This is a genomic window from Geothrix edaphica, from assembly GCF_030268045.1.
GTDB lineage: Bacteria > Acidobacteriota > Holophagae > Holophagales > Holophagaceae > Geothrix > Geothrix edaphica.
On sequence record NZ_BSDC01000002.1, the window covers coordinates 464,525 to 488,907 of the forward strand.

Here is a 24,383-nt window from a genome sequence, read left to right on the forward strand (position 1 = left end):
TAACGGCTCTCCCGGCCGCACGGGCCCGGGCCGCGGAGCCTCAGGACACCCGGACGCCCAGCTCCCGCAGCAGATCCCCGAGCAGGTAGAGGGAGCCCGTCACCAGGCGGGGAGCCTCCGCCGGGGCCCTCAGGAGGTAGGCCGCCTCCCGCAGGTCGAACAGGGGTGCCTCCAGATCCCAGGCCTCCTGGAGGGCCGCGGCCTTGGCATAGCGCGGGGCGTCCCCCTGGATGAAGGAGACGGACAGGGGCCGCATGCGCTTCAGCTCCCGGGCCACGCCGGCCAGGTCCTTGTCGCCCATGGCACCGAAGAACAGGTGGGGCCTCACGCCGCAGGCCAGGGCGTGGTCCGCCAGGGCGCGGGCGCCATCCGGGTTGTGGGCGCCATCCATCCACAGGCTCTGGAGGCCGGGCGGGGCCCAGAGACGGCCGGGCCAGCGGGTGGCCGCCGCGCCTTCCCACAGAGGCTCCTCCGGGATGGGGAAGCCCAGTTCCCGCAGCTGCCGGATCGTCTCGAAGGCCGTGGCCAGATTGTCCAGCTGGTGGAGACCCGCCAGGCCCACCCGGCGGCCCTCCACGCGGGAGTGGTCCCAGCGGATGTCCGCGGGCCCCAGGCGCGGGGCGGGACAGAGCACCGGCTCGTTCGACAGCAGGGGGCGGATCCACTCGGGGTCGAGGCCGGGACCCAGGACCAGCGGTCGACCGTCCCGGGCGGTGCAGAGCTTCTCCCGGGCGATGGCCTCCCGCGTGTCCCCCAGGTACTGCTGGTGGTCGAGGCCCACGCTGGTGAGCACGGTGAGGATGGGATCGGTGGCGTTGGTGGCGTCCCAGCGGCCGCCCAGGCCCACCTCCACCAGGGCCACCTCGACGCCGGTCATGCGGAAGGCCGACAAGGCGGCCGTGATCATCAGCTCGAAGTAGGTGGCGTTGATCCCGGCCCGGGCCTCGGAGTCAAAGGCCTCGCCCAGCAGCAGCTCCAGGGCCCCCTCGCCGATGGGGTCCCCGTCCACCCAGATCCGCTCGGTGACGTCCACCAGGTGGGGCGACGTGGTCCAGCCCACCACGAAGCCGGCGGCCTTCAGCATGTGGGCCAGGAAGGCCCCGGTGCTGCCCTTGCCGTTGGTGCCCGCGATGAGGATGACGGGGAAGTTCGCGTCGGGACGGCCCAGGCCGTCGAGCAGGGCGTGGATGTTCTCCAGGCCGCACTTGATCCCCAGGTGGCCGCGCTCCTGGAGCCGCGGGATGAAGACAGGGTCCAGATCGCCGCGCATCAGTCCCTGGGCGCGGGCGTCATCCAAGCCAGGCAGGCGGCGATGAAGTCCTTGAGGTGGTCGCGCGTGACGACCTTGTCCACCATGCCGTGGGTCTGGAGGAACTCCGAACGCTGGAAGCCTTCCGGAAGGCTCTGCTTGATGGTCTGCTCGATGACGCGGGGGCCCGCGAAGCCGATGAGCGCCTTGGGCTCGGCGATGTTCAGGTCGCCCAGCATGGCGTAGCTGGCGCTGACGCCGCCCGTGGTGGGGTCCGTCAGGAGGCTCAGGTAGGGCAGGCCCGCCTTGTCCAGCTTGGCCAGGGCGGCGCTCACCTTGGCCATCTGCATGAGGGACAGGGTGCCCTCCTGCATGCGGGCCCCGCCGCTGCAGCTCACGATGATGAAGGCGCACTGCTTCTCGAGGGCCCGCTCGGCGCCCAGGCGCAGCTTCTCGCCCACCACACTGCCCATGCTGGCGGCCAGGAAGTCGAAGTTCATGACGGCCGTCACCACCGGCTGGCCGGACAGGGTGCCCTCGACCACCACGACGGCATCCTCGGTCTGGCCCGCCTGCTCCAGCTTCTTCAGCTGGTCCTTGTAGCTCTTGGTCGACACGAACCCCAGGGGGTCCCCGCTCTGCAAGTGGCTGAAGAGCGTCGTCCAGCCCTCGTCCATCAGGTTCTCGAGCCGCTCGTCCACGCCGATCCGGAAGTGGTAGCCGCACTTGGGGCAGACGTTGTGGGTGTTGACCAGCTCCTTGCGGTAGATCAGCTCCTTGCAGGCCTCGCACTTGATCCAGAGGCCCTCGGGTACCCGGACGGTCTTCTCTTCGACGGCGGTCTTCTGTTGACGCTTCTTGACGAACCAGGACATGGAAACTCCTACCGGCCCTTGGCCGGACCGTGCTTGAGGGCCTCGAAGAGCCGGTCCAGCTCCGCTTCGCTGCCGTAGTGCATCACCAGAGCACCCGCCTTCCCCTTGGCCTTGATCTCGATGCGAGTGCCCCAGGACTGGGTCAGTTCCTCCGCAGCCGCCTTGATGAACAGCTCCTGGGGATGCTTCTTCCGCCCCCCCTTGGCCTTGGCCTGCTTCTGGAGCTGCTGGATGCGGGCCTCCAGGGCGCGCACGCTGAGCTGCTGGGCCACCACCTCGTGGGCCAGCTGCTCCTGGAGCCGCGGATCGGGAACGCCTAGCAGCACCTTGGCGTGGCCCGTGCTGAGCCGACCGTGGGCCACATCCGCCTTGAGTTCCGCGGGCAGGCGGAGCAGCCGCAGGGTGTTGGCCACCTGGGGGCGGGATTTGCCCACGCGATCGGCCACCTGCTCCTGGGTGAGGCGCAGATGCTCGCCCAGCTGCCAGTAGGCCGTGGCCTCCTCGATGGGATTGAGCTCCTGCCGCTGGATGTTCTCCACCAGGGCGAACTCCAGCAACCGGTCGTCCGGCACTTCCTTGATGACCACGGGGGCCATGGCGAGCCCCGCCAGCCGCGCCGCCCGCCAGCGGCGCTCGCCGGCGATGATCTCGAACTGCTGACCCACCTTGCGCACGACGATGGGCTGGACCATGCCGTGCTGCTTCAGGCTCTCGGCCAGCTCGGCCAGGGCCGCCTCGTCGAAGTGCGTGCGGGGCTGGGCCCGGTTGGGCACCAGGCTGCCGAGGGGCAGCTCCCGCTGGTTGGCATCCTCCGGCGCCATCTGGCTCATGAGCGAAGTGAGTCCCCGGCCCAGGGCCGGACGCTTCAGCTGGGTCATCAGGCTTCCCTCCTCGCGGGGATCTCCAGGCCCAGCCATTCCTTCGCGAGGCTGAGGTAGGCCTGGGCGCCCTTGGAACGCAGGTCATAGAAGGCCACGGGCTTGCCATGGCTGGGTGCCTCGGCGAGCCGGATGTTGCGCGGGATCATGGTCTGGAAGACCTTCCCCGGGAAGGCGTGGCGCACTTCACTGGCCACCGCGGCGCCCAGGTTGGTGCGCTCCTCCGCCATGGTCAGGAGGATGCCGCCCAGCTGCAGGCGGGGATTCGGGCCGGCCTGGATGCGGCGCAGGGTCTCGGTCAGTTCCGCCAGGCCGTCCAGGGCGAAGAACTCGCAGGGCATGGGCACGATCACCTCGTCCGCCGCCGTCAGCGCGTTCAGGGTGATCATGCCGAGGCTCGGAGGCGGGTCGATCAGGATGTAGTCGAAGCGATCCATGAGCGGGGCCAGGCCCTGCTTCAGCACCTGGAGCTGGGGCAGCTCGAAGAGCTCGAACTCCAGCTGCGCGAGATCCTTGCCCGCGGGGATCACCTGCATCATGGGGACTTCGGTGCTCAGCACCAGGGCCTCGGCGGGCGCGCCCTTCATCAGCGCATAGGCGCCGGCCCGGTGGTCCGGCTTGGGGAAGCCCAGGCCCGTGGTGCTGTGGCCCTGGGGATCGAAGTCCACCAGCAGCACCATCTTCTCCATCATCGCCAGGGACGCGGCGAGGTTGATGGCCGTGGTGGTCTTGCCGACCCCGCCCTTCTGGTTCGCCAATGCCACCACCCGGGCGCGCATCAGGCGGCCCTCATCATCGCGCAGGCGCTGGTCAAACCACGCATCTCGGCATCCCCTCGGGTGTGGAACACGCCAGTCTAGCAGGTCGGGTTCCACGGCGAAGAGCCCGTGTGGTCAGGGCCGGAGCGAGGGATCGGGCTGCACGATGCCCAGCCGTCGGACGGGGCCGGAAAGCCACAAGTCGCGCCAACCACCGTCCGCCTCCGGGACCACGGTCACGGAGACCTCCTCGCCTCCCGCCGTGTGGAACCGCCATGCGGAGGGTCCCTCCGTCTGGGCGAGCCAGGCGGCCGCGACGGCGCAACCGGTCCCGCAGCAGAGGGTCTCGCCTTCGACGCCGCGCTCCCAGGAGCGGATCCTCGCCTCGCCGGGCACGACCACCTCGACCACGTTCACGTTCGTGCCGCCGGCGATCGCCGAGTGATGGCGGAGCGGCGGCGCGAAGGCCGGAAGATCCACGGCGGCCACCGAGGGCACGCGCAGCACCAGCTGGGGATTGCCGATCCATCCGAAGCCCGCGGGCAGATCCGTTGAGAGAGGAACATGGCGCAGACCGAAACCTTCGCCCTCGGGGAGGCGGATGCCCACCTCCTGGTTCCGGCGGCGGAGGAAAATGCGCTCGCCGTTGGAGATCGCCTCGACCAGCGTCTCCCCGGGGGCCCCAGGAACAGCCAGGGCCGCCCTACTACCGTTGGAACAGAAGGACTTGGATCCATCCGTATCCCAGTGCTCCAGGATCCAGGGCCCCATTCCGGGCCTTTGCATCAAAAAAAGGCCATCTAAACCGAACCCCCGCCCCCTGGGACAGAGGATCCTAGCCCAATCCGAGCCTGTACAATCTTTAACCTCGTCCACCCAGAGGTAGCCGAACACATTGCCCGCGGCTGAGGCGAGGAAGAGCTCCACCTACTTCTCGCGGTTGCCGAAGGTGTACACAGTCTCGCCGGGCCGCGCATAACCCTGCCGCCGGGCGAGGGCCTCCATCAGCTCAGGGTCCTTCGCGGCGAGCCGCTGGACCTCCTCCAGCAGCTCGCGGTTGCGCCGGTTCAGCTCCACCAGGCGCGTGCGGGTCGCGGCCAGTTCGGCCTCGCGCTTGCGCAGCTCGGGCAGCCCGCCCTGGGAGAAGAGCAGGGCCAGGAGGGACAGGAAGCCCGAGGCCCCGAGCACGCCCCACAGGGTGGAGGACTTCAGGAGCCAGTTGGCGTTCATGCCGGGGTCCTCCCTAGTTGAGGCGGGATCCGAAGGCCTCCCGGCCCACGTAGCGGGCGGCGGCTCCCAGCTCCCACTCGATTTGGAGCAGGCGGTTGTACTTGGCGATCCGGTCCGTGCGGCAGGGGGCACCGGTCTTGATCTGCCCCGCCCCGGTGGCCACGGCCAGGTCCGCGATGAAGCTGTCCTCGGTCTCGCCGCTGCGGTGGCTGATGACGGCCCGGTAGCCGGCCTTGTGGGCCATGTCCACGGCCCGGAGGGTCTCGGTGACCGTGCCGATCTGGTTCAGCTTGATCAGGATGGCGTTGGCCACGCCCTCCTGGATGGCCTTGGCCAGGATGACGGGGTTCGTGACGAAGATGTCGTCCCCCACCAACTGGGTCTTGGCCCCCATGGCTTCCGTCTGGGCCTTCCAGCCCTTCCAGTCGCCCTCGGCGAAGCCATCCTCGATGGAAATGACGGGATGCCTGGAGACCAGCCCCTCGTAATACTTCACCAGCTGGGCCGGAGTCTTGTTGGCCCCATCCAGGGTGTAGCCCTTCCCGGTGTGGAATTCGCTGGCGGCGCAATCCAGGCCCAGGAAGATGTCCTTCCCCAGCTTGTAGCCGGCCTTCTTCACGGCCTCCCCGATGAGCTCCAGGGCCTCCTCATTGGACCCCAGGTTGGGGGCGAAGCCGCCCTCGTCCCCCACGCCCGTGGACAGCTTGCGGGCCTTCAGGACTCCCTTCAGGGCGTGATAGACCTCGGCCCCCCAGCGGAGGGCCTCCCGGAAGCTGGGCGCGCCCACAGGCAGGACCATGAACTCCTGGATGTCCACGTTGTTGTCCGCGTGAGCACCCCCGTTGAGGATGTTCATCATCGGCACGGGCAGCAGCCGGGCGGAGGCGCCCCCGAGGTATCGGTACAGCGGCAGCCGGGAGGTCTTCGCCGCGGCGTCCGCCAGAGCCATGGACACGCCCAGGATGGCGTTGGCCCCAAGACGGCCCTTGTTCTCGGTCCCGTCCAGGTCGCACATCAGCTCATCGAGCTCGGCCTGCTGGAAGGGGTCCATGCCCTGGAGGGCCTGGGCCAGCTCCACGTTGACCGCGTCGACGGCCCCGAGCACGCCCTTCCCCAGGTAGCGCTTCTTGTCGCCGTCCCGCCGCTCGAGGGCCTCACGGCTGCCGGTCGAGGCACCGGAGGGAACGAGGGCCTGCCCGACTGTCCCATCGGAGAGCTCCACCCGGGCCAGAACCGTGGGGTTCCCCCGGCTGTCGAGGACTTCGAGGGCAGAGACACGCTCAATGGTAATCATGACGGCACCCGGCTCAGAGAGGCGCGCTGGCGCGCCTCTCTGATGTTAGCCAGGTTGTGCAGATGGATTCCGTGGAATCCGTCTACTTCTTCGCGGCCTTCTTCGGCGCGGCCTTCTTCACGACCTTCTTGGCGGCCGGCTTCTTGGCGGCGGTCTTCTTCGGCGCGGCCTTCTTCACGACCTTCTTGGCGGCCGGCTTCTTGGCGGCGGCCTTCTTCGGCGCGGCCTTCTTCACGGCCTTCTTGACGACCTTCTTGGCGGCGGCCTTCTTCGGCGCGGCCTTCTTGGCGGCGGCCTTCTTCGGCGCGGCCTTCTTCACGACCTTCTTAGCGGCCGGCTTCTTGGCGGCGGCCTTCTTCGGCGCGGCCTTCTTCACGACCTTCTTAGCGGCCGGCTTCTTGGCGGCAGCCTTCTTCGGCGCGGCCTTCTTGGCAGCCGGCTTCTTGGCGGCGGCCTTCTTCTTCGGCGCGGCCTTCTTCGCGGCCGGCTTCTTGGCGGCGGGCTTCGCGGCCGCGGGGGCGGCAGGGGTGGCGACCATGTTGGTCAGTTCGGCCATGGGTGGCTCCTTTACGCCCTTTTGGGCGAGGTTGGAAGGGGTCGTGCGGGAAGATGGCTTACCAGTAGCACCTTTTGTGCCAGTCTGGGTTGCCTCTTTCCGCTGGGTGGATATGCGTTCCTTGGCTGCGGCAGCAGCCGCGGGGGGATGCGCCGCATCGGCGGCAGAGCCGGTCTTGCCCTTGGGCTTCGCGGCTTTTTTCGGGGGCTCAACGCCTGCCAGGATCTGCGCCAGGCGCTTGCCGGGATAGTAGTCATCGAGGAGGGCGTCGCCGATCAGCAGGCCATGGATGCCCATGGCCTCCATCTGCTTGATCTGGTCCAGCCGGTGGATGCCGCCCTCAACCAGCTTCAGGCAGCTCTTGGGGATCTTCTTGACCAGGGCCACGGCCAGGTCCCAGGAGGCCTCCCAGGTGTCGAGGTTCCGACCCACGGCGCAGATGATGTCGGCTCCGGCGTCCACCGCGCGCTGAAGCTCGACCTCGGAGGTCACTTCGACCACCACGTCGAGACCCTTGCTCATGGCGAACTTCAGCAGGGTCTCCAGCCGCTCCTGGCCCAGGAGGGCGGGCATGAGGAAGATCGCGTCGGCACCGAGGATCTTGCTCTCTTCGACCTGGTACTCCTCGAAGATGAAATCGCGGCGGATCAGGGGGAGCTTCACCTGGCTGCGGACCTCGGACAGGTGCTTGTCCTCGCCGTGATAGAGGAACTTGTCCGTGGCGATGGACAGGGCCCGGGCCCCGTTTTCGGCCAAGCTCTTGGCGTGGGTGGAGGCCTTATAGGCTTCCCGGACCTGCCCCCGGCCGGGATCGCCCCCGGCAACTTCACCCAAAATAGTGATTCCAGGCTGGCTGAGCTCTTCCTTCAGGGAGTGGTGCCCCTTGTAGGCATCTTTCACCGCCACGGGGCCCCTCTGCTTCTTGATTTCCACGTCGAGGGCCTTGAAGATGGCGACTTTCTTTAGCATTTCCCACGCTCCAAATCTCAGATACCTCGCTGCTGGCCCTATGGGGAAGATGATCGGTCGTTTTTCCTCTGATTCAACATCAAACCAGTGATTCGGATGAGGTCAACAGAGAAATCTTAAAAATCTTCATTTTTTTTGACGCTACCTCTCCGCATCCCCCCCATTCGTTTCCGCCCCCGGGAACCCCCACTTCCGCGTCACCCTCCGGATGTCGATAGCCGCGACGAGCCGGGACCGCGACGCAACGCACCGCGATCGAGATCACCGGAAACCCCCACCAACAGGCGTTCCGCGTCGATCCGTACACGACCCGGAGCATCCCGCTCCGTAGGATCACGCACGCGAAAACGCCCACCGCGGAGGGAGGTCGCGCCGGGGTGTTCGTGTCCCGCGTCGCAGTCCCCGCCTGCTACGCTTTTCCTTGCGCCTTCCGCCCCGGGGCCAGTGCACACGGCCTTCGAGGTCCCGCCGGAAGCGTCGAGAGGCCCCCATGACGATCCAAGTGCTCGACCACCCCCTGGTGCACCACAAGCTCTCCCTCATCCGGGACCGGAAGACTCCCGGCAGCCTCTTCCGTTCGCTCATCGAGGAGGTCGGCCTGATCCTCGCGACCGAATCCACGCGCCAGCTCCCGGTGGAGACGGTGGTCGTGGAGACGCCGCTGGAACGCACGGGGACGCTCCGGCTCAAGTCGCTGGATCCCGTGCTGGTGCCCGTCCTGCGGGCAGGCCTCGGCCTCCTCCCCTCGTTCCTCAAGCTCCTGCCCACGGCGAAGGTGGGGCACCTCGGGCTCTACCGCGACCACGACTCGCTCGTGCCGGTCCCCTACTACCGGAACTTCCCCCCCATGCTCGAGGCCCGTCCCGTCTTCGTGCTGGATCCCATGCTCGCCACCGGCGGCAGCGCCTCCGAGGCCGTGCGCCAGCTGAAGAGCGCAGGGGCGGTGAACCTCTCTCTCGTCGCCTTGCTCGCAGCCCCGGAGGGCCTGGAGCGGCTGCATGGTGACCACCCGGACCTGACCATCGTCGTCGGCGCCGTGGACCGCCAGCTCAACGAGAAGGGCTACATCCTCCCTGGGCTCGGCGATGCGGGGGACCGGCTCTTCGGAACGGCCTAGGATCGTCCACGGCCGTCGGGCCGCCGCTCGATCAGCTCTTTTCGCGCCCCAGCATGGCCCGCAGGCGCCCCATGATGCCGCCCTCGCTCCGGGTGGCATCGGGGCCGCCCTCTCCCTCCAGACCGGAAGGCACCGCCACCGAGGGATCCAGCTCGAGCGCACGGCGGAAGCAGCCCTGCGCGTTGGCGCGGAAGCCCTTGCGATGGTAGAGCTCGCCCATCAGGGCCCAGGGTTCGGCCGCCTGGGGCCGGATGCGCGAGGCCACCTGGAGGGCCTCGACCGCGCGGGTGGACCAGGCTGGATTTCCCATCCGCAACCGGCCGAGCAGCAGCCAGGCTTCGTAGGCCGCCGGGGAATCGCCGTCCAGCTTGATGGACTGTTCGAGGGACCGGATGGCCTCGCTGGTGCGGTCCTGCATCACATAGGACTTGGCCTTGATCAGCAGGTGGTGGGCCCGGTCCATCGCCGGAAGCGACTCTTCCTCTGTCTTGGAATGGAGGAGGGGCAGGACCGCAGGCGTAGGCTCGGAAAAGGCCCGCTCCACGGCTTCCGGTGGCAGAGGGGGCAGGGAACGCGGCGTGCGCGCCCGCGGTGGGGGGAAGTCGCCCTCTTCGATCAGGAGGATCGGCTCCGGCTCTGCCTCCGGTGCGGGCTCGGGAATCGGAACGGGCTCGAAGACGGGCTCGGGGATCTCTCGAGGTTCAAGGGCCCGGAACGGTGTCGCAGGTTCCCTGGGGAGCAACGGGAGGTCGCCCCGGACCAGGTTCAGGCCGCCCAGGGCCCACAGGGTGGCGACCAGGCGGGCTGATTCCTCCGGGGACAGGCCGGAGAGCGAACCGATGGTCTCGTAGCCGAGCGGTTCGGAGCCAAGCAGAGACAGGGCGTAGGCCAGGGTGGGCGTGAGGGGCAGGTCACTGAGGGAATCCAGGAGATCCGGCCGCGCCTCCCACCGCCAGTCCGGTTCGCTGCGGAACATCTCCACCAGCTCCTGGTCGATCTTCGCGCTCCGGAAGATGTCCCACACGAGCCGCCGGTGATCCAGCCAGAACTGGAGATCCCCGCTGAGGTTGTCCTCCAGCACGCCGGGAAGCCAGGACATCTTCAGGATGGTGTGCTCCATGGCGTGGAGGAGCACCGACTCCAGCAGCTCATTGAGGTGCTTGTCCCGCTCCGCCACGGTCATGAGCCCGCCCTGCACCACGCGGTCGCCCATGCGGGAGCCCTCGCCGTCGGCCAGCATCTCCTTGAGGGAGGCCATGTCCAGCACGCCGCGGCGGATGAGGAAGTTCCCGAACTGCTCTCCGACAGCATCACTCCGGAGGTAGACGAGGTCGCCCCCCCGCCAGTAGAGCCGCCGGGTCCCATCATTCTGTTCAAGGACGAGTTCACCCTCGGCATGCTGCTGATGCAGTGATCCCATGAGGGCTGGCAGGAAGTGTCGAAGGCGTACTTCGGGCACCGATGGCTCCGGAGGGTGTTCCTAGTTTGCATGTTCCTTGCCTGGACGCCAGCCCAAACGGGGGCCCGGAATGCCGCAATATCCCAACTCTCTTGGCCAGGGAGGGGACAGGACCTATGCTGTCCCTCCATCCACCATCCCTCCCGGGAGACGTCCCCATGTTCGAAAAGCTCGGGAAGTTCGAGATCAAGCGTGTCCTCGGCAATGGCGCCATGGGCGAGGTGTACCTCGGCGTGGATCCCTCCATCGGGCGCGAGGTGGCCATCAAGACCATCCTCCCCGCCGCCGCCCAGGGCGGTGAGGCCAAGGAGCGCTTCGCCCGGGAGGCCCGCGCCGCCGGGGTGCTGAACCACCCGAACCTGGTGACCATCTACGAGTTCGGCGAGGACCAGGGCGTGCTCTACATCGCCATGGAATTCGTGAAGGGCCACGACCTGGACGAGCTGCTCCAGGAGCAGTCCCTCACCCGCTCCGAGGCCCTCGAGATCCTGGCCCAGGTCTGCGACGGCCTCGGCTTCGCCCACCGCCAGCACATCGTCCATCGCGACATCAAGCCCACCAACGTGCGCGTCCAGCGCGACGGCCGACGCCTCCATGCCAAGGTCATGGACTTCGGCGTGGCCAAGATCAGCAACTCCGACATGACCGCCACGGGCATGGTCATGGGGACCGTGAGCTACATGGCGCCGGAGTACATCCGCACGGGCAAGCCCGATCCCCGCAGCGACCTCTTCGCCGTGGGCGTGATGCTCTATGAGTGCCTGAGCGGCCGCAAGCCCTTCTCCGGCGACACCACCCCCACCGTCCTGTACAAGATCGTGAACGAGCCCCCCGAGCCCATCGAGCTCGGGAAGGTCCAGGGCATCAGCCCCGCCATCCGCTCCGTCCTGGACCGCGCCCTGGAGAAGAATCCGGACGACCGCTTCCAGACCGCGGAGGATCTCGCCAAGGCCCTGCGCGCGGCGAAGGATCCCTCGTGGACGGGCCAGCTGGAGGAGACCACCTCGCTCCTCCAGGCCGCCGCGCCCACGGCCCCGGCCAGGCCCGCTGACTCCGCTTCCGCTCCCACCCTGCAGGCTCCAGCCGCCATCATCCCCCCGCCGGTGGTGGCCGCCTCTCCGACCAGGCCCTCCGGCGCGAAGGCCGGACGCTGGCTCGGCCTCGCGGCCCTGGTCCTCGCCGGCGCCGGCGGCACCGGCTGGTGGGCCCTCCACCGGACCAGCGCCCCGGCCCTCGAGGCCAAGCCTGCCGTCGTCCCCCCCGCGGAAGCCAGATCGGAGGCACCACGCCCCACGGCGGAGGCCCAGGCAGCCGCCCCCGGCAGCCCCGGCAGCGTCGCCCCCTCCGAGCCGAAGGCCCCGCGGCCAGCCGCATCCGAGCCCTCCCGTTCCGCCTCCCAGTCCCTTCCGCAAGGGGACAGCCGGGGGCAGGAACCCACGTCCCCCGGGCCCAGGGCCGCCGAGCCGCGCGCCATCGATCAGCCCGAGCTCTACCACCCCGAGAAGCTCGACAAGCTGCAGACCCACGAACGGCTGAACCTCGGCAACATCTCCATGAGCGAGGCCATCCAGCTCGCCGACAAGGAGCCGGACAAGGCCATCCACGGCTTCCGGCAGGCCATCAAGGCGGATCCCGGCAACGTGAACGCCCATGCCTGGCTCGCCACCGTGCTCCACGACCAGGGGCGTCACGCGGAATTCGTCCAGGAGCTGCGCGAGGCTCGCCGCCAGGGCATCCTGGGTCAGATGATGCGCAATGTCCGCTTCAAGTCCGCCCTCACCCAGGCCCGCCTGAACCGGAAGCTCCCCGCTGATCTGGCGGACTGACCATGGCGAAGCGCAGCGATGAGCTGGCCGAGCTGGAGGCCGGGCTTGGGTACCGGTTCGCGGACCGCACCCTCCTCCGGGAGGCCCTGACGCACACCTCCGCCGGCAAGGGCCGGGACAATCAGCGGCTGGAGTTCCTCGGCGACGCCCTGCTGAACTTCTCCGTGGCGCTGCTGCTCCACCGGGAGCGCCCGGACTGGCAGGAGGGCCCCATGAGCAAGTTCCGGGGCGTGCTGGTGCGGACGGATTCCCTGCATCAGTGGGCCCTGGACCTGGGCCTGGATCGGGCCCTGAGCGCCGCCCATCCGCGGAAGGCCCCGCCCATGGGGCCCAAGCCCCTGGCCGATGCCCTGGAGGCCCTGCTGGCCGCCATCTACCTGGATGCGGAACAGTCCGGCCGCGACGGCAGCGCCGCCGCCATGGGCCTGGTGGAGGCGCGCTTCCTGGACCCCATCCGCCAGGCCCGCCCGGAGGCCTGGTCCCGCCTGGACCCCAAGACAACCCTCCAGGAGACCGCCGCCCGGCTAGGTTTGCCCGCTCCATCCTATGCCCAGGTCGACCAGTCCGGTCCGGGCCACGCGCCCCTCTTCACCGTGCGCGCCACCGTGGGTGATCTCGGGGCCGAGGCCCAGGGCTCCTCCCGCAAGCGGGCGGAAAGCGATGCGGCCCGCCGGCTCCTGGACCTGCTGACGGAATCCTCACAGGCCTGACCCTTGCGCTACACTCCCATCTACCGGTCTACCGGGGTGTCCGCTTGAAGATCTACCCAACCTTGAACCTCCAGCATGGCCGTGTCATCCCCACCACGGGACAGGGCGGCCCCTCTGCGGAAGCACCGCTGGACCTGGCCGCCCGTCTGCTCGACGAGGGCGCCACGCGCATGGCCCTGGTGGATGTGGATGCCGCCATGGGCAAGGGCAACAACCGCGAACTCATCGCCCAGATCCTCCAGCGCTGCCATGCCAGGGACCGCAAGGTCTGCATCCAGGTGGCCGGGGGCATCCGCAGCTCGGACCAGGCGCAGTTCTTCATCGACCAGGGCGCGGCCTGGCTCGTGGCGGGCACCATCCTCCACAAGTCCTCCCTCGTCTCCGAGCAGCTCATGGCGCGCTTCCAGCCCTTCCTCACCGCGGCCATCGACGCCCGGGGCGGCCAGGTGCATCGCTCCGGCTGGGTGGACACCACCAACCTCAGCGCCCTCGACCTGGCCCTGCGGGCCAAGAGCTATGGCTTCAAGCGGCTGCTCTTCGTGGACATCCCCGACGTTCCCAACGCCGATCCCGATTTCGACACCGCCGATGCCCTGGCCGCGGCCACGGGCCTGCCCCTGATCATGGGGGGAAGCATCACCTCCCTCCGGCATCTGGACGCGGCCCCCGCCCACCTCGGCCTCAAGGGCGCCCTCGTCGACGCGCTGCTCTTCCGCGAAGATCCCGGACTTCTGGCCCTCCTCCAAGCCGCCTGCGCCTGACCGGAGGGGATCGTGACGGAAGCGGAAGCCGCGTTCCTCGCCAGCCTCGCGGAACCTGAACGGATCCACTTCCGCCACCTGGCCCTGATCCGCCCCCAGCTGCCCACGGAGAGCCAGGTGTACATGCTGGAGGGGCTGGCCCGGTCGCTGGCCTCGCCCCGGCTGCTGACCCTCATGGCCCGCACGCCCCACTGGCTGGCCCACTGGCCCATCCTCCTGGGCCTGGCCGAGAATGAGGCCACGCCCGAAGCCATCCGCCGCGACCTGGAGATGGTGGTCTCCCTCTTCGGCCAGATGAGGGAGATGGATCTGGCCCCTCCGGGGGAGAAGGACGAGCGCTCCGAGGCCGTCAAGGCGCTCTACTCACAGCTGAAGCCCGACCTGAAGCCCGTGGCCAAGCTCCTTGCGAAGCTGATCGCCAAGTCTGTCTCCGCCACGGGCACCACCCAGGAACTGCCGCCCCTGCCTGGCGATGCCCCGGACTGGGAGGCCCTGACGGCCCTTCCGGATGCGCCCCCCCCGCAAGCCTCGACCCATGTCCTCAACAAGGAGGATCGCCTCGCCCGGGCCCAGCAGACAGCCCAACCCGACGAGCTTCTGGGCTTCCTCGTGGATGCGGATGCAGACCTCCGCCTGGCCGCCCTCCAGAACCCGCTGATCTCTGAAGACCTCCTCCGCCGGGCCCTGGGGCAGAGCGCGGTGCCGGAGCTCTTCGAAGAGGTCTACGCCGAGGCCCGCTGGTACTTCCGGGAGCCCGTGCGGGACAGCATCCGGGAGGCGCCGGGCTGTCCGGCAGACCTCTCGCGGCGCCTGGCCCTCTCCGGCCACCTCGTGGCGGCGCTGGAGCGGGGCGCGCCAAACGCGGCCGCCCTCCGCCGCATCGTGAGCCTCTTCACCCAGCTGGAGGAGGGCGAGTACCAGTTCGTCACCTACTGGGCCAAGCGGCAGTCGCCGCAGCTGCTCCGGGTGGTGAAGTACTTCTACGACCGCCTGGTGCGCCAGCGATCCGGCCTCTCCTCGGTGCTTCCGGAGCGCGGCGAGGACGGCCGCTGGGCCTCGCTGGAGGAGCGGGTGTTCCTGGCCACCCAGGCCACCCAGGAGGACCAGATCATCCCTGTGCTCAAGGACCCGGATCCCCAGGTCTTCCGCCTGGCCCTGGAGAACCCGGCCCTCACCCCACGGATGCTGGCCTCCACCCTGCCCTCCCTGGACCGCGGGCGCGCCGAGCAGGTGGCCGCCCACGCCACCTGGCAGGAGGATCCGCTGGTGGCCGAGACCCTGATCCACCATCCGCACCTGACGGAGGCCACGGCCCTCCGCCTCCTGGCGAACCTGCCCGGCCTCAGGCCCGCCATCGAGATCCTGCGGGATCCCCGGCTCCAGCACCTGGAGGTCAAGCGCCGAGCCCTGGAGACCCTCCGCAGCCTGTACATGGGCATGGACGTTTCCGAGCGGATCACCGCCCTCCGGACCTCCGGGGGCGAGCTGATGCGCCACCTGCCCCAGGAGGTCCTCCAGGACGAGGAAACCCTGCGGCGCATGGTGTCCGACCGCCAGCTGGACCCGGGCATCCTCCTCCGGCTGGCCCGCAACAAGCTGACCCCCCGCGCCGTGCTGGAACAGATCGCCAGCCACCCGGTGCTCCTGGCCCACGCCGCGATCATGTCCGAGCTGCTGCTGAACCCCAAGACCCCCCGGGAAGCCTCCGCCCGCATCTGGGGCCTGCTGTCCGAGACCGAGCAGCAGCAGCTCCTCCGCAGCCCCCACCTTCCCGCGACCCTGCGGACCCTCGGGTAAACGGGAGCGGCACCGCCCCGTAACCCAAGTCCAGGAGCCCCCATGCGCCGCCCCGCCGCCATTCTGATACCCGCTGCGGTGGTGCTGCTTGGGCTCCCCTTCGTCGCCTGCCGGCCCAAGCCGCGGGTCCCCGGCTGGGTGCAGGCCGCCCCCGCCGACAGCGTGGCCGCCTTTTCCGGCGAGGCGGGGTGGATGCTCACCCACAAGGAGATCCAGTCCCTCATCTCCCGCGATCCCATGGTGGAGCGCGCCCTCGACCTCTTCCTCCAGAAGGCCCGCATCAATCCGCGCACCGAAACCGGCCGGGTGACCTTCCATGTCATGGGCATGCCGCAGGAGGGCGAGCAGAACCTCCAGAAGGGCCTCGAGCACGTCCTCATCCAGCTGAACCAGTTCGCGGATCCCACCGCCCTGGTGGCCGCACTGGCCGAGTCCTTCCCCCAGGAGGGGAGCCTCCACCTCCAGGGCCGGGACTGGCCGCTCCATGTGATCCTCGACCTGGAAACCCAGGGGACCAAGGCCCACATCCGCGCCGCCAGCGATGAGAAGGGTCAGATCTGGATCGGCTCGCTGGAGGCCCTCCAGCGCATGGCCGCCAAGGACAGCCTCGCCACCCAGCCGGACGCGGCGCTCGCCGCCGAGTGGATCAGCGCCCGGGCGCCCTTCCAGGGCTACCTCCAGCCCGAGGCCCTGCTGGACGGATTGCGCCGGAACCTGGAGGGCAGCCTCATCAAGGACCTGCCCCAGGGCGTCCGCGCGCTCTTCTGGAGCATCACCCCGTCGGCCCAGAAGGATCAGCCCATCCGCTTCGAGCTGGCCCTGGCGGGCTCGACCGAGGGCATCAACCAGGTCACGCCCTGGCTGCAGCGCCTGGTGGCCGCCGCCAACGCCGTGCAGGCCGCCCCGGGCGCGGCCCCCCAGCTGATGCAGGAGAAGCACCGGGTGGGCCTGCGCTGCGCCCTCACCCCGGAGCAGCTCAAGCTGGTGATGGAGAAGCTTGGGCAGCCGGGCTTCTCCCTCACCCTGCCGACCGGGATCCCCAAGGCATGAGCGCGGCGTCTCCCCAGCCCGTGGACACCTCCGGGTCTCTCCCGCCGGAGACGGAGTCCCCTGAGTACTGGATGGCCCAGCTCAAGGCCGGGCGCGAGGAGGCCCTGGCCCACCTCATGGCCCGCTTCGAGCGGCCCCTCTGCGCCTTCCTGCACCGCCGCCTCCAGGGCGAGGCCGGGGTGGTCCAGGAGCTGGCCCAGGAGGTGTTCCTCAAGTGTCTCCAGCATTGCCAGCGGTTCGAGGAGGGCCGTCCGGTGGCCGCCTGGCTTTTTACACTGGCGGCTAATGCGGCAACGGACCATCTGCGTAGACGAGGGCGAGAGGTATCCCCTCCCGAGACCTTTGATGCTCCGGACCCCCACCAGGCTTCACCCTGGGAATCCGTGGACCAAGGCAGGCGGATCCAGGCCCTTCGCGGAGCCCTGGACGGCCTGACCCCCCGCCAGCGAGCCATGGTGCTCGCCTACTACGTCCACGAACACCCGGTGAAGCGGATCGCCCTCGATCTGGGCTGCGCAGAGGGCACCGTGAAAGCCACCTTGTTCCAAAGCCTCCAGAAACTCCGCAAGACCCTTGGACCCCAGCCATGACCCCCGCCGACTCCCACCGAACCGATCCCAGCCTCCTCGACGAGGCCCGGGGCTTCGAGCTGCTCGAGCAGCCCGAGCTCTGGCCGGAGGATCCGGCCCGGCAGGCCGAGCTGGCCGAGCTGCTGGAGCTCCACCTGGCCCTCCGCAGCCACGGCCCGGCCCTGGCCGAGAGCCTCGCCCCCGCGCCCCGCACCCGCTGGACCGGCTCCTGGACCCTGGCCGCCGCCGCCGTCCTCCTGGTGGCCCTGGTCCCGGCCGCCTACACCATGCAGCACACCCAGAGTCTCCGCGCCCAGGCCCGGGACACGGCCCGCCTCGAGCAGCTGGCCCGCAAGCGCACCCAGGACCGCGCCTGGATCGCCTTCTTCCGCCAGAGCTCCACCCTGCTCCAGGACTTCGAGCAGAACCCCGCCCTCTGCAAGAAGGGCGAGGAGGATCGCCGCCAGGAGCGCGAGACGGCCATGACCCTGCTGGAGGCCAGCCATCAGCTCGCCGCCCAGGGGGCGCCTCTCCAGGAGGCCGAAGCCATCCGCGCCAGCCTGCACACCTGGCTGTCCGAGGTGGCCTTCGAGGAGGACTGCCTCAGCGTCGAGCGCGCCCGCGAGCTCCGCCAGTGGGCCGCCGCCCACAACCTGGAAGGCCAGGCCGAGCGCATGGAGCGCCGCCTGAGGGGAGACGGCGCATGACCCTGGCCCTCCTGCTGGCCGTACCCGCCCTGGTGGCACCCGCCTCCCCGGAGCCCGCCGCCATCCTGCTGGCGGCCCCGGAAAGCCCCGTGGAGACCCTGTTCCGGCAGGGCCGCGACCTCCGCTACGCCCAGCGCTGGTATCAGGCCGCCCAAGCCTACCGTTCGCTCATCCGGGAGTTCCCCGGGTCCTCCCGCGTGCCGGACGCCCGCTACTGGCTGGCCTCCAGCCTGGAGCAGGACCAGCGCTGGGACGAGGCCGCCGAGGCCTACACCGAGTTCCTCGCGAAGCATCCCGACCAGCGGCTGCTGGGCAAGGAGGCCCGGTTGAACCGCGTGCGCTGCTGGGGCGTCCGGCAGTGGGACAGCCCCGGTGCCCAGGCGGGCCTGGCAGGGGCCCTGTCCGACGATCGCGAGGAGGTCCGCATCGCGGCCGCCCTCCAGCTGGCCAAGCGCCGGGATGGCCGCGCCGTCCCCGTACTCCAGGCCGGCCTCCGGGCCGATGCCTCCTCCGAGGCCTGCCGCCTCGCCCTGCAGGCCATGGGCGTCCAGCCCCAGGCCGCGGGCCCCGCCCAGGGCCGCTTCCTGGTGATCCGCGTGAAGGAGCGGGCCAAGGCCGAGGCCCTGACCGTGCGGCTGACCCTGGGCCTCGCCCGGGCCGTGGGCGGCTACCTCTCGGACGAACAGCTGCGCCAGGCCCGCAGGAAGGGCGTGGACTTGGAACGCCTCATGGACCAGGCCATCAACTCCCCCAAGGGCACGGAGCTCTTCAGCCTCGATGACGGCAAGAGCACGGTCACGGTGACCGTCGAGTAGCCGGGGCGACAGCAGGGCCGGGCCAGAGCGGCTAAGCTGATCGCTGACCATGTCGCGACTCCTGCGCTTCTTCAACGACCACCTGCGTGCCCATGCGCCCCTCATCGCGGGGGCCTCGCTGCTCCTGCTCCTGGCCGGGCTCTGCCAGGGCGCCCTCATCGCCTCCATCAAGTTCGTGTTCGACGATGGCAAGGCCCATGCCCTGAGCGGGGCCCAGATAGGCCTCTTCGGCCAGCTCGAGCACCTCCGGGCCTGGGTCATGGCCCACCTCCCCGAAGCCTCCGCCCTGCGCACGGGCCTGCTGGTGCCCCTGGTGCTGGTGCTGCTCTTCGCCCTGAAGGGCCTCTTCACCTACGCCGGCACCCTGCTCATGGTCCGCAGCGGCATCCGCGCCACCCAGGCCTTCCGCGAGCGGCTCTTCGCCCACCTGCTGGCCCAGGAGCCCGCCTTCTTCCAGAAGCATCCCGTGGGCGAGCTGATCACCCGCAGCATCAGCGACGTGGGCGCCGTCCAGGGCATCGCCAGCAATCAGCTGGCGGAGGCCGTCCGCGAGATCTGCGTGGCCGTCACCATGTTGGCCACGGTCCTCTACATGGACTGGAAGCTGAGCCTCACCCTGTTCCTGGCGGGCCCCCTGGTGGTGCTGCCCGTGAAGCGCCTCAGCCAGCGCATCCGGAAGGTGAACCACCGGAACCAGGAAGCCTCCAGCCGCCTGCTCCAGCGCCTGAAGGAGGTCTTCAGCAACATCCGCGTGGTCCAGGCCTTCGCCCGGGAATCCTACGAGGTGAGCCGCTTCCAGGTACAGAACCAGGAGCTCTACCGGCTGGGCATGAAGAGCGCCCGGGCCTCGGCCCTCTCCACACCGATCATGGAGCTGGTGGGGGGCCTCCTGCTGGCGGGCCTCGCCGCCTACGCCGCGGGCCGCTTCAAGGCCGGCACCCTCACCACCGAGAACTTCCTCACCTACATCCTGGCCATCTACGCGCTCTACGACCCGCTGCGCCGGCTCACCAAGCTCAACAACGAGATCCAGGTGGCCTCCGCCAGCCTGGACCGGGTCTATTCCATGCTGGACCGGAAGCCGGAGCTGCCCGTGACCCCGGACCCGAAGCCGGTGCCCGCACGGCCGGGCCTGCTCCGCTTCGAGGGTGTGGAATTCGCCTACGATGAGAAACACCCGGTCCTGCGCGGCATCGACCTCGAGGTGCGGGCCGGGGAGACCGTGGCCCTGGTGGGCGGCAGCGGGGGCGGCAAGACCACCCTCGTGAACCTGGTGCCCCGCTTCTTCGATCCCACCGCCGGACGCATCACCCTCGACGGCCTCGACCTCCGGGACCTCGACCCCCGCGAGCTCCGCAAGATCATCGGCATCGTCACCCAGGAGACCCTGCTCTTCATGGACACGGTGCACGACAACATCGCCTACGGCAAGCAGGCCAGCCGCGAAGCCGTCATCGCGGCCGCGAAGAAGGCCCACGCCCACGACTTCATCACCACCCTGCCCCACGGCTACGACACGCCCCTGGCGGAAACGGGCTCCAGCCTGAGCGGCGGCCAGCGCCAGCGCCTCGCCATCGCCCGGGCCCTGCTGCAGGATCCGCCCATCCTCATCCTCGACGAGGCCACCAGCGCCCTCGACACCGAGAGCGAGCGGGCCGTGCAGGCCGCCCTGGAGACCCTCATGCAGGACCGCACCACGCTGGTGATCGCCCACCGCCTCAGCACCATCCAGCGGGCCACCCGCATCTGCGCCATGAAGCAGGGGCGCATCGTCGAGCAGGGCACCCACGACGACCTGCTCGCCCGCCACGGCGAGTACGCGCGCCTGCACAAGCTGCAGTTCGCCGAAGCGTGATGCTGGCCTGATGCTCCGCTCCGCCTTCCACTTCGACCTGCCCCCGGAACTCATCGCGCAACACCCGGCCCCGGACCGGGATGGAGCGCGGTTGCTGGTGGTGGACGCGCAGACGGGTGCCTGGTCCCATCGCGCCATCCGCGATCTGCCGCAGCTCGTGCCCGCGGGCAGCCTCTGCGTCCCCAACGACGTGCGGGTGCGCCACGCGCGCCTCTTCCTGCGGCGTAGCGGCGGCGGCGCGGGCGAGGCCCTCCTGCTGCGCAGCCTGGGCGGGGGGCGCTTCGAAGCGATGGTGAAGCCCGGGGCGCGGCTGAAGCCCGGAGCCACCGCCGCCGTGGTGGATCCCGTCTCTGGTGCCGAGCTGGCCCGCCTCGACATCCTCGAGACCCTGCCCGAAGGTCTCCGCGCCGTGCGGGTGCACGCCGAGCACGGCCTGGACTGGGACGAGATCGACCGTATCGGCCGCCTGCCCCTGCCGCCCTACATCGAGCACCTGGCTGAGGCCGAGGACGAGACCCGCTACCAGACGGTCTTCGCCGCCCGGGAAGGGGAAGCCGTGGCGGCGCCCACGGCGGGCCTCCACTTCACACCGGAGCTCATCTCAGCCCTGGAGGCCCGCGGCTGCGGCTGGCATCCGGTGCGGCTCCATGTGGGCCTCGGCACCTTCCGGCCCATGACCGCCGAGCGCCTGGAAGACCACGCCATGCACGAGGAGCGCTTCGAGATCCCCGACGCCACGGCGGGCCGGCTGGAGCCTGTCCTGCGGGATCGCTCCCGCCCCGTGCTCTGCGTGGGCACCACCTCGCTGCGCACCCTCGAAGGCGCCTGGGATGGCTCCCGCCTCGCCCGGGAGGGTGCCACGCGGCTGTTCATCACGCCCGGCTACCGGCTGCGCACCGCCGACCACCTGCTCACCAACTTCCACCTGCCGGAAAGCACCCTCTTCGTGCTGGTGTCCGCGCTGCTAAGCCTCGAGCTCGCCCGGGCCGCCTATGCGGAGGCTGTGAGGGAGCGGTACCGCTTTTTCAGCTACGGCGATGCGATGCTGATCTTGAACGCCTATAGGTAGTCCACAAACTGGTGGATCACCGGGATGCGGTGCTTCTTGCCCTTGGTGGCCTGGAGAATGCTCGTCACCGACATGCCCAGGCACCAGAGCAGCCAGAGGGGCAGGAGGAACCGGATGGAGACAGCGCCGAAGATGGGGAAGAGGCCCAGGATGAGCATGGCCAGGGTCACGGCGCACTCGGCGAAGGCCAGGATGACGCCCTGGCGCGCATGCCAGAGCAGCTCTGAATCCTCGCGGTTCCGCATGTAGGGCAGGAAGGCCCAGGGCCCCGCGTAGCACAGGATCAGGTCTCGCAGGCGCTCCCCCACGTACAGGGGGGTCGGGACATCCAGGGGCACGGCAACCTCCGGGTCGAGGATAGCCTAAGCGACGGTCAGCGTCCCCGCAGGACCACCAGCAGGGCCATGAGGAGCACCACCACGGCGTAGCTCTGCTTCAGCTTCGCCCCGTGCACGCGGGTGGCCACCCGGGCGCCGGCCAGGGCCCCGATGGCGAATCCCAGGGCCACACCCGCGATGACCCCCCAGGGCAGGCCGCCCTGGGCCTTGGCGTAGACGTACACGCCCGGCAGGCCGATGGGCGGCAGCAGCATGGCGAGGCTCGTGAGCTGGGCCTCGTGCTGGGTCATGCGGAACCGCGAGGCCAGCAGGGGGATCACCACCACCGCGCCGCCCAGGCCCGTGAGTCCGGAGACCACCCCGGCCAGCAGGCCGATGGGCGCCCCGGCGGTCCAGAGACCGGTAGACAGGTCCAGGGGCTCCACCGTCCGGTCCACGGGCTCCAGCTCACGCCGGAAAAAGGTCTTGAGGGCCAGGAGCACCAGGAAGGCCGCATAGCCCCAGCGCAGGGGCTCCGAGGGAATGAGGTTGGCCACCCGGGCCCCGCCGTAGATGCCGAAGAGGAAGGCCAGCACCAGCACCCCCACCAGGCGCAGGCTCGTGTGGATGCCCCGGCTGCGGTACTGGAGCACCGCCGGCAGGCCCGTGGGCAGCAGCATGGCCGCCAGGGTGGCGCCCTGGGCGCGGTGCTGATCCAGATGCAGCACGAGACCCAGCAGGGGCACCATCACGACGCCGCCCCCCACGCCGAAGAGGCCCGACAGCACGCCACCGCAGAGGCCTGTGCCGAGACCCGCCAGCAGATGATTTGCCTCCGGGCTCACAGCGCCTCCAGGGGGTGGGCTTCGAAGAAGGCCCAGATGAGGTGGCTGGCGGAGAGGTCCGGCACGGGCCGATCCGCCCCCGCCACGTAGGGCCGGCCGCCGGGCCAGGCGTGCCCCATGCCCGCCACGGTCCAGAGGCCCACCTCGCAGTCGCCGCCCGTCCAGACCCGCAGGTCGTGGGCTTCCAGGGAATCCCGGACCGGCCCCTCGTGGCAGCCCATCAGGGCCGCCCAGCGGGCCAGGGCCTCCGGGGCGGCCAGGGCCGGGACGCGCCGGCCCTGGGGCCCCACGCCCCCGCCGTAGGGGATGTGCCGATCCTCCGTCCCGTGGAAGGCCAGGGTGGGCACGGGCCGGGCCGGAGCCGGGCCCCAGACCGGGGCTCCCGCCACCGCGGCGATGGCGGCCACCCAGGGCGCTTCGAGGGCCAGCCGGTAGGCCATGCGGGCCCCGTTGGAGAAGCCCGCCACGAAGAGGCGCCGGGGGTCCACCGGTGCGTGGCGATCCACCCGGTCCACCACGGCCGAGAGGAAGGCCACGTCATCCGTGTCCGGGTGCAGGGGGCAGCCCAGCCCCGGGCCGACATTCCACGCGGAGCCGCGCTCGGGATCCTCGAGGCCCGCCTCGCCGAGGGCCTGGGGGTAGGCCACCCGGAAGCCCCGCTCGTCGGCCAGGCGGCTCAGACCCGAGAGCGAGGCCATGATGCGCGCCGTGCCGCCCGTGCCGTGCAGGGCGACCACCAGGGGCAGGAACCGGCCCGCGGCTCCGGGCGGGTCGTGGACCAGGACCCGGCGGCTCTCGCCCTGCCATTCGAGCTTCAGGTAGTGGCCCTGGCCGTGCTGCACCGATCCCCCCCACCCGGATTCTGGGACCCCCTGTGTTCCAATGGAAGGTTGGAGGTCCCCGTGCAGGTCCAGCTCAACCAGGATGTGGTGCTCGACAGCCGGCGGGCCGTGTGGCTGCCCCGGCAGAAGACGCTGGTGTTGGCGGACCTCTTCTTCGGCATGGGCGCCGCCCGGCGCCGCCGGCCGGACCCCCTGCCTCCTCCGCAGCAGACGGAGATCTGGGAGCGGGTGTTCAGCCTCATCGACGACTACGCTCCCGTCCAGATCGCCCTGCTGGGGGACCTCAAGCCCAGCCAGGGCACGGTGGAAGGCGACGAGGCCGAGGAACTGCGCACCATCTTCCGCAAGCTCAAAGGCGGCGGACGCCAGGTGGTGCAGGTGGTGGGGCACCCGGACCGCAGTGTCGGCCCCGCCCTCGAGGGCACCGGCATCCAGCCCGTGGAGCAGCACCGGGTGGGGCCCTTCACCCTGATGCACCGCCGCCGCATCTTCGTCTACCCCCGCCATGACTCGTCCCAGGGCTTCTGGATCAATGGCGGCGTGCACCCCCTCTTCGCCGTGCCCAGCCCCGGGCCCGCGGCGGAGCCGGACTGGATGCGGCTTCCCGCCTTCCTCTACACGGGCTTCGCCCTGGTGATGCCGCCCTTCGTGAGCTACGCCCAGGGCTTCGAGGTCATCCAGGCCGAGCGCCTGCCCCGCCAGGCCCGCGCCTGGAAGCTGCTGGCGGACCGCCTCAGTCCCCTGGAGCTGGCGGAGCTGCCGCCGGCCCCGGAGCACCTGCGCACCCTCACCCGCCCACCCCGCAAGGGCGCCCCCAAGAACGGGGACTAGGACC

General features: G+C 69.9%; 24 protein-coding genes. 12 read left to right on the forward strand and 12 right to left on the reverse strand.

Translation table 11 applies throughout. The features are described from left to right. Window positions 1–40: 40 nt before the first annotated feature. From QSJ30_RS09895 to QSJ30_RS09930, 8 genes are all read right to left on the reverse strand, one after another. On the reverse strand, window positions 41–1,270 hold the full coding sequence (locus QSJ30_RS09895; protein WP_285608800.1) for a bifunctional folylpolyglutamate synthase/dihydrofolate synthase: 1,230 nt from the start codon (window positions 1,268–1,270) through the stop codon (window positions 41–43). Beyond that, a complete protein-coding gene (accD, locus tag QSJ30_RS09900; RefSeq protein WP_285608801.1) occupies window positions 1,270–2,124 on the reverse strand; it encodes an acetyl-CoA carboxylase, carboxyltransferase subunit beta in 855 nt (284 codons plus the stop codon). Before accD ends, QSJ30_RS09895 begins: the two co-directional genes overlap by 1 nt. Window positions 2,125–2,132: 8 nt before the next feature. Then, entirely contained in the window at window positions 2,133–3,002 is an 870-nt protein-coding gene (locus tag QSJ30_RS09905; RefSeq protein ID WP_285608802.1) for a ParB/RepB/Spo0J family partition protein, read from the reverse strand. After that, the gene (locus QSJ30_RS09910; RefSeq protein ID WP_285608803.1) at window positions 3,002–3,781 is read right to left on the reverse strand and encodes a ParA family protein; all 780 of its coding nucleotides are present in this window, start codon (window positions 3,779–3,781) and stop codon (window positions 3,002–3,004) included. The genes QSJ30_RS09905 and QSJ30_RS09910 overlap by 1 nt, the downstream gene beginning before the upstream one ends. Before the next feature lie 114 nt (window positions 3,782–3,895). Further along, window positions 3,896–4,531, reverse strand: a complete 636-nt coding sequence (locus QSJ30_RS09915; RefSeq protein ID WP_285608804.1) for a diaminopimelate epimerase — start codon at window positions 4,529–4,531, stop codon at window positions 3,896–3,898. A gap of 156 nt (window positions 4,532–4,687) precedes the next feature. Further along, a complete protein-coding gene (locus QSJ30_RS09920; protein WP_285608805.1) occupies window positions 4,688–4,990 on the reverse strand; it encodes an FtsB family cell division protein in 303 nt (100 codons plus the stop codon). A gap of 13 nt (window positions 4,991–5,003) precedes the next feature. Next, window positions 5,004–6,284 (reverse strand): phosphopyruvate hydratase, encoded by a 1,281-nt coding sequence (gene eno, locus QSJ30_RS09925; protein ID WP_285608806.1) that lies wholly within the window; start codon window positions 6,282–6,284, stop codon window positions 5,004–5,006. A gap of 82 nt (window positions 6,285–6,366) precedes the next feature. Next, window positions 6,367–7,809, reverse strand: a complete 1,443-nt coding sequence (locus QSJ30_RS09930; RefSeq protein WP_285608807.1) for a beta/alpha barrel domain-containing protein — start codon at window positions 7,807–7,809, stop codon at window positions 6,367–6,369. A 490-nt stretch (window positions 7,810–8,299) separates the two neighbouring features. Between QSJ30_RS09930 and upp the strand changes: the two genes are divergently transcribed. Next, a complete protein-coding gene (gene upp, locus QSJ30_RS09935; RefSeq protein ID WP_285608808.1) occupies window positions 8,300–8,926 on the forward strand; it encodes a uracil phosphoribosyltransferase in 627 nt (208 codons plus the stop codon). A 31-nt stretch (window positions 8,927–8,957) separates the two neighbouring features. On the opposite strand, the gene QSJ30_RS09940 is transcribed toward upp, so the two are convergent. Then, a complete protein-coding gene (locus QSJ30_RS09940; protein WP_285608809.1) occupies window positions 8,958–10,385 on the reverse strand; it encodes a tetratricopeptide repeat protein in 1,428 nt (475 codons plus the stop codon). 158 nt (window positions 10,386–10,543) lie between these two features. Here QSJ30_RS09940 and QSJ30_RS09945 point away from each other — a divergent pair, with 158 nt between their 5' ends. From QSJ30_RS09945 to queA, 10 genes are read left to right on the forward strand one after another with little or no spacing between them, the layout of a single operon-like run. Beyond that, window positions 10,544–12,211 carry a serine/threonine protein kinase gene (locus QSJ30_RS09945; RefSeq protein ID WP_285608810.1) on the forward strand — a complete coding sequence of 556 codons (1,668 nt, stop codon included), beginning with the start codon at window positions 10,544–10,546 and terminating at the stop codon, window positions 12,209–12,211. A gap of 2 nt (window positions 12,212–12,213) precedes the next feature. Continuing rightward, window positions 12,214–12,921 (forward strand): ribonuclease III family protein, encoded by a 708-nt coding sequence (locus QSJ30_RS09950; RefSeq protein ID WP_285608811.1) that lies wholly within the window; start codon window positions 12,214–12,216, stop codon window positions 12,919–12,921. A gap of 44 nt (window positions 12,922–12,965) precedes the next feature. Continuing rightward, window positions 12,966–13,682 (forward strand): HisA/HisF-related TIM barrel protein, encoded by a 717-nt coding sequence (locus tag QSJ30_RS09955; protein WP_285608812.1) that lies wholly within the window; start codon window positions 12,966–12,968, stop codon window positions 13,680–13,682. Window positions 13,683–13,694: 12 nt separating this feature from the next. Then, window positions 13,695–15,479: a hypothetical protein gene (locus QSJ30_RS09960; RefSeq protein WP_285608813.1), complete on the forward strand. Its 1,785-nt coding sequence runs from the start codon at window positions 13,695–13,697 to the stop codon at window positions 15,477–15,479. A gap of 42 nt (window positions 15,480–15,521) precedes the next feature. Then, on the forward strand, window positions 15,522–16,529 hold the full coding sequence (locus QSJ30_RS09965) for a hypothetical protein (protein WP_285608814.1): 1,008 nt from the start codon (window positions 15,522–15,524) through the stop codon (window positions 16,527–16,529). Continuing rightward, window positions 16,526–17,119: an RNA polymerase sigma factor gene (locus QSJ30_RS09970; RefSeq protein ID WP_285608815.1), complete on the forward strand. Its 594-nt coding sequence runs from the start codon at window positions 16,526–16,528 to the stop codon at window positions 17,117–17,119. Before QSJ30_RS09965 ends, QSJ30_RS09970 begins: the two co-directional genes overlap by 4 nt. Further along, window positions 17,116–17,805, forward strand: a complete 690-nt coding sequence (locus QSJ30_RS09975) for a hypothetical protein (protein ID WP_285608816.1) — start codon at window positions 17,116–17,118, stop codon at window positions 17,803–17,805. The genes QSJ30_RS09970 and QSJ30_RS09975 overlap by 4 nt, the downstream gene beginning before the upstream one ends. Continuing rightward, window positions 17,802–18,620, forward strand: coding sequence for a tetratricopeptide repeat protein (locus QSJ30_RS09980; protein WP_285608817.1), 819 nt, complete (start codon window positions 17,802–17,804; stop codon window positions 18,618–18,620). The genes QSJ30_RS09975 and QSJ30_RS09980 overlap by 4 nt, the downstream gene beginning before the upstream one ends. Before the next feature lie 49 nt (window positions 18,621–18,669). Further along, complete coding sequence (locus QSJ30_RS09985) at window positions 18,670–20,475, forward strand: ABC transporter ATP-binding protein (RefSeq protein ID WP_285608818.1); 1,806 nt, start codon at window positions 18,670–18,672, stop codon at window positions 20,473–20,475. Window positions 20,476–20,485: 10 nt separating this feature from the next. Then, window positions 20,486–21,544 carry a tRNA preQ1(34) S-adenosylmethionine ribosyltransferase-isomerase QueA gene (queA, locus tag QSJ30_RS09990; protein ID WP_285608819.1) on the forward strand — a complete coding sequence of 353 codons (1,059 nt, stop codon included), beginning with the start codon at window positions 20,486–20,488 and terminating at the stop codon, window positions 21,542–21,544. On the opposite strand, the gene QSJ30_RS09995 is transcribed toward queA, so the two are convergent. Genes QSJ30_RS09995 through QSJ30_RS10005 form a run of 3 tightly spaced genes read right to left on the reverse strand, consistent with a single transcriptional unit; the run spans window position 21,535 to window position 23,548 of the window. After that, the gene (locus tag QSJ30_RS09995; protein ID WP_285608820.1) at window positions 21,535–21,882 is read right to left on the reverse strand and encodes a hypothetical protein; all 348 of its coding nucleotides are present in this window, start codon (window positions 21,880–21,882) and stop codon (window positions 21,535–21,537) included. The genes queA and QSJ30_RS09995 overlap by 10 nt on opposite strands. 35 nt (window positions 21,883–21,917) lie before the next feature. Next, on the reverse strand, window positions 21,918–22,706 hold the full coding sequence (locus QSJ30_RS10000) for a sulfite exporter TauE/SafE family protein (protein ID WP_285608821.1): 789 nt from the start codon (window positions 22,704–22,706) through the stop codon (window positions 21,918–21,920). Then, window positions 22,703–23,548 (reverse strand): CE1 family esterase, encoded by an 846-nt coding sequence (locus tag QSJ30_RS10005; protein ID WP_285608822.1) that lies wholly within the window; start codon window positions 23,546–23,548, stop codon window positions 22,703–22,705. The genes QSJ30_RS10000 and QSJ30_RS10005 overlap by 4 nt, the downstream gene beginning before the upstream one ends. A gap of 60 nt (window positions 23,549–23,608) precedes the next feature. On the opposite strand from QSJ30_RS10005, the gene QSJ30_RS10010 reads away from it, so the two are divergent. Beyond that, window positions 23,609–24,379, forward strand: coding sequence for a metallophosphoesterase family protein (locus QSJ30_RS10010; RefSeq protein ID WP_285608823.1), 771 nt, complete (start codon window positions 23,609–23,611; stop codon window positions 24,377–24,379). Window positions 24,380–24,383: the final 4 nt, after the last annotated feature.

Bases quoted from the DNA above. Each gene is read 5' to 3' on its own strand.
- QSJ30_RS09895 (WP_285608800.1), bottom strand. From the start codon at position 1,270: ATGCGCGGCGATCTGGACCCTGTCTTCATCCCGCGGCTCCAGGAGCGC.
- accD (WP_285608801.1), bottom strand. From the start codon at position 2,124: ATGTCCTGGTTCGTCAAGAAGCGTCAACAGAAGACCGCCGTCGAAGAG.
- QSJ30_RS09905 (WP_285608802.1), bottom strand. From the start codon at position 3,002: ATGACCCAGCTGAAGCGTCCGGCCCTGGGCCGGGGACTCACTTCGCTC.
- QSJ30_RS09910 (WP_285608803.1), bottom strand. From the start codon at position 3,781: ATGCGCGCCCGGGTGGTGGCATTGGCGAACCAGAAGGGCGGGGTCGGC.
- QSJ30_RS09915 (WP_285608804.1), bottom strand. From the start codon at position 4,531: ATGGGGCCCTGGATCCTGGAGCACTGGGATACGGATGGATCCAAGTCC.
- QSJ30_RS09920 (WP_285608805.1), bottom strand. From the start codon at position 4,990: ATGAACGCCAACTGGCTCCTGAAGTCCTCCACCCTGTGGGGCGTGCTC.
- eno (WP_285608806.1), bottom strand. From the start codon at position 6,284: ATGATTACCATTGAGCGTGTCTCTGCCCTCGAAGTCCTCGACAGCCGG.
- QSJ30_RS09930 (WP_285608807.1), bottom strand. From the start codon at position 7,809: ATGCTAAAGAAAGTCGCCATCTTCAAGGCCCTCGACGTGGAAATCAAG.
- upp (WP_285608808.1), top strand. From the start codon at position 8,300: ATGACGATCCAAGTGCTCGACCACCCCCTGGTGCACCACAAGCTCTCC.
- QSJ30_RS09945 (WP_285608810.1), top strand. From the start codon at position 10,544: ATGTTCGAAAAGCTCGGGAAGTTCGAGATCAAGCGTGTCCTCGGCAAT.
- QSJ30_RS09950 (WP_285608811.1), top strand. From the start codon at position 12,214: ATGGCGAAGCGCAGCGATGAGCTGGCCGAGCTGGAGGCCGGGCTTGGG.
- QSJ30_RS09965 (WP_285608814.1), top strand. From the start codon at position 15,522: ATGCGCCGCCCCGCCGCCATTCTGATACCCGCTGCGGTGGTGCTGCTT.
- QSJ30_RS09970 (WP_285608815.1), top strand. From the start codon at position 16,526: ATGAGCGCGGCGTCTCCCCAGCCCGTGGACACCTCCGGGTCTCTCCCG.
- QSJ30_RS09975 (WP_285608816.1), top strand. From the start codon at position 17,116: ATGACCCCCGCCGACTCCCACCGAACCGATCCCAGCCTCCTCGACGAG.
- QSJ30_RS09980 (WP_285608817.1), top strand. From the start codon at position 17,802: ATGACCCTGGCCCTCCTGCTGGCCGTACCCGCCCTGGTGGCACCCGCC.
- QSJ30_RS09985 (WP_285608818.1), top strand. From the start codon at position 18,670: ATGTCGCGACTCCTGCGCTTCTTCAACGACCACCTGCGTGCCCATGCG.
- queA (WP_285608819.1), top strand. From the start codon at position 20,486: ATGCTCCGCTCCGCCTTCCACTTCGACCTGCCCCCGGAACTCATCGCG.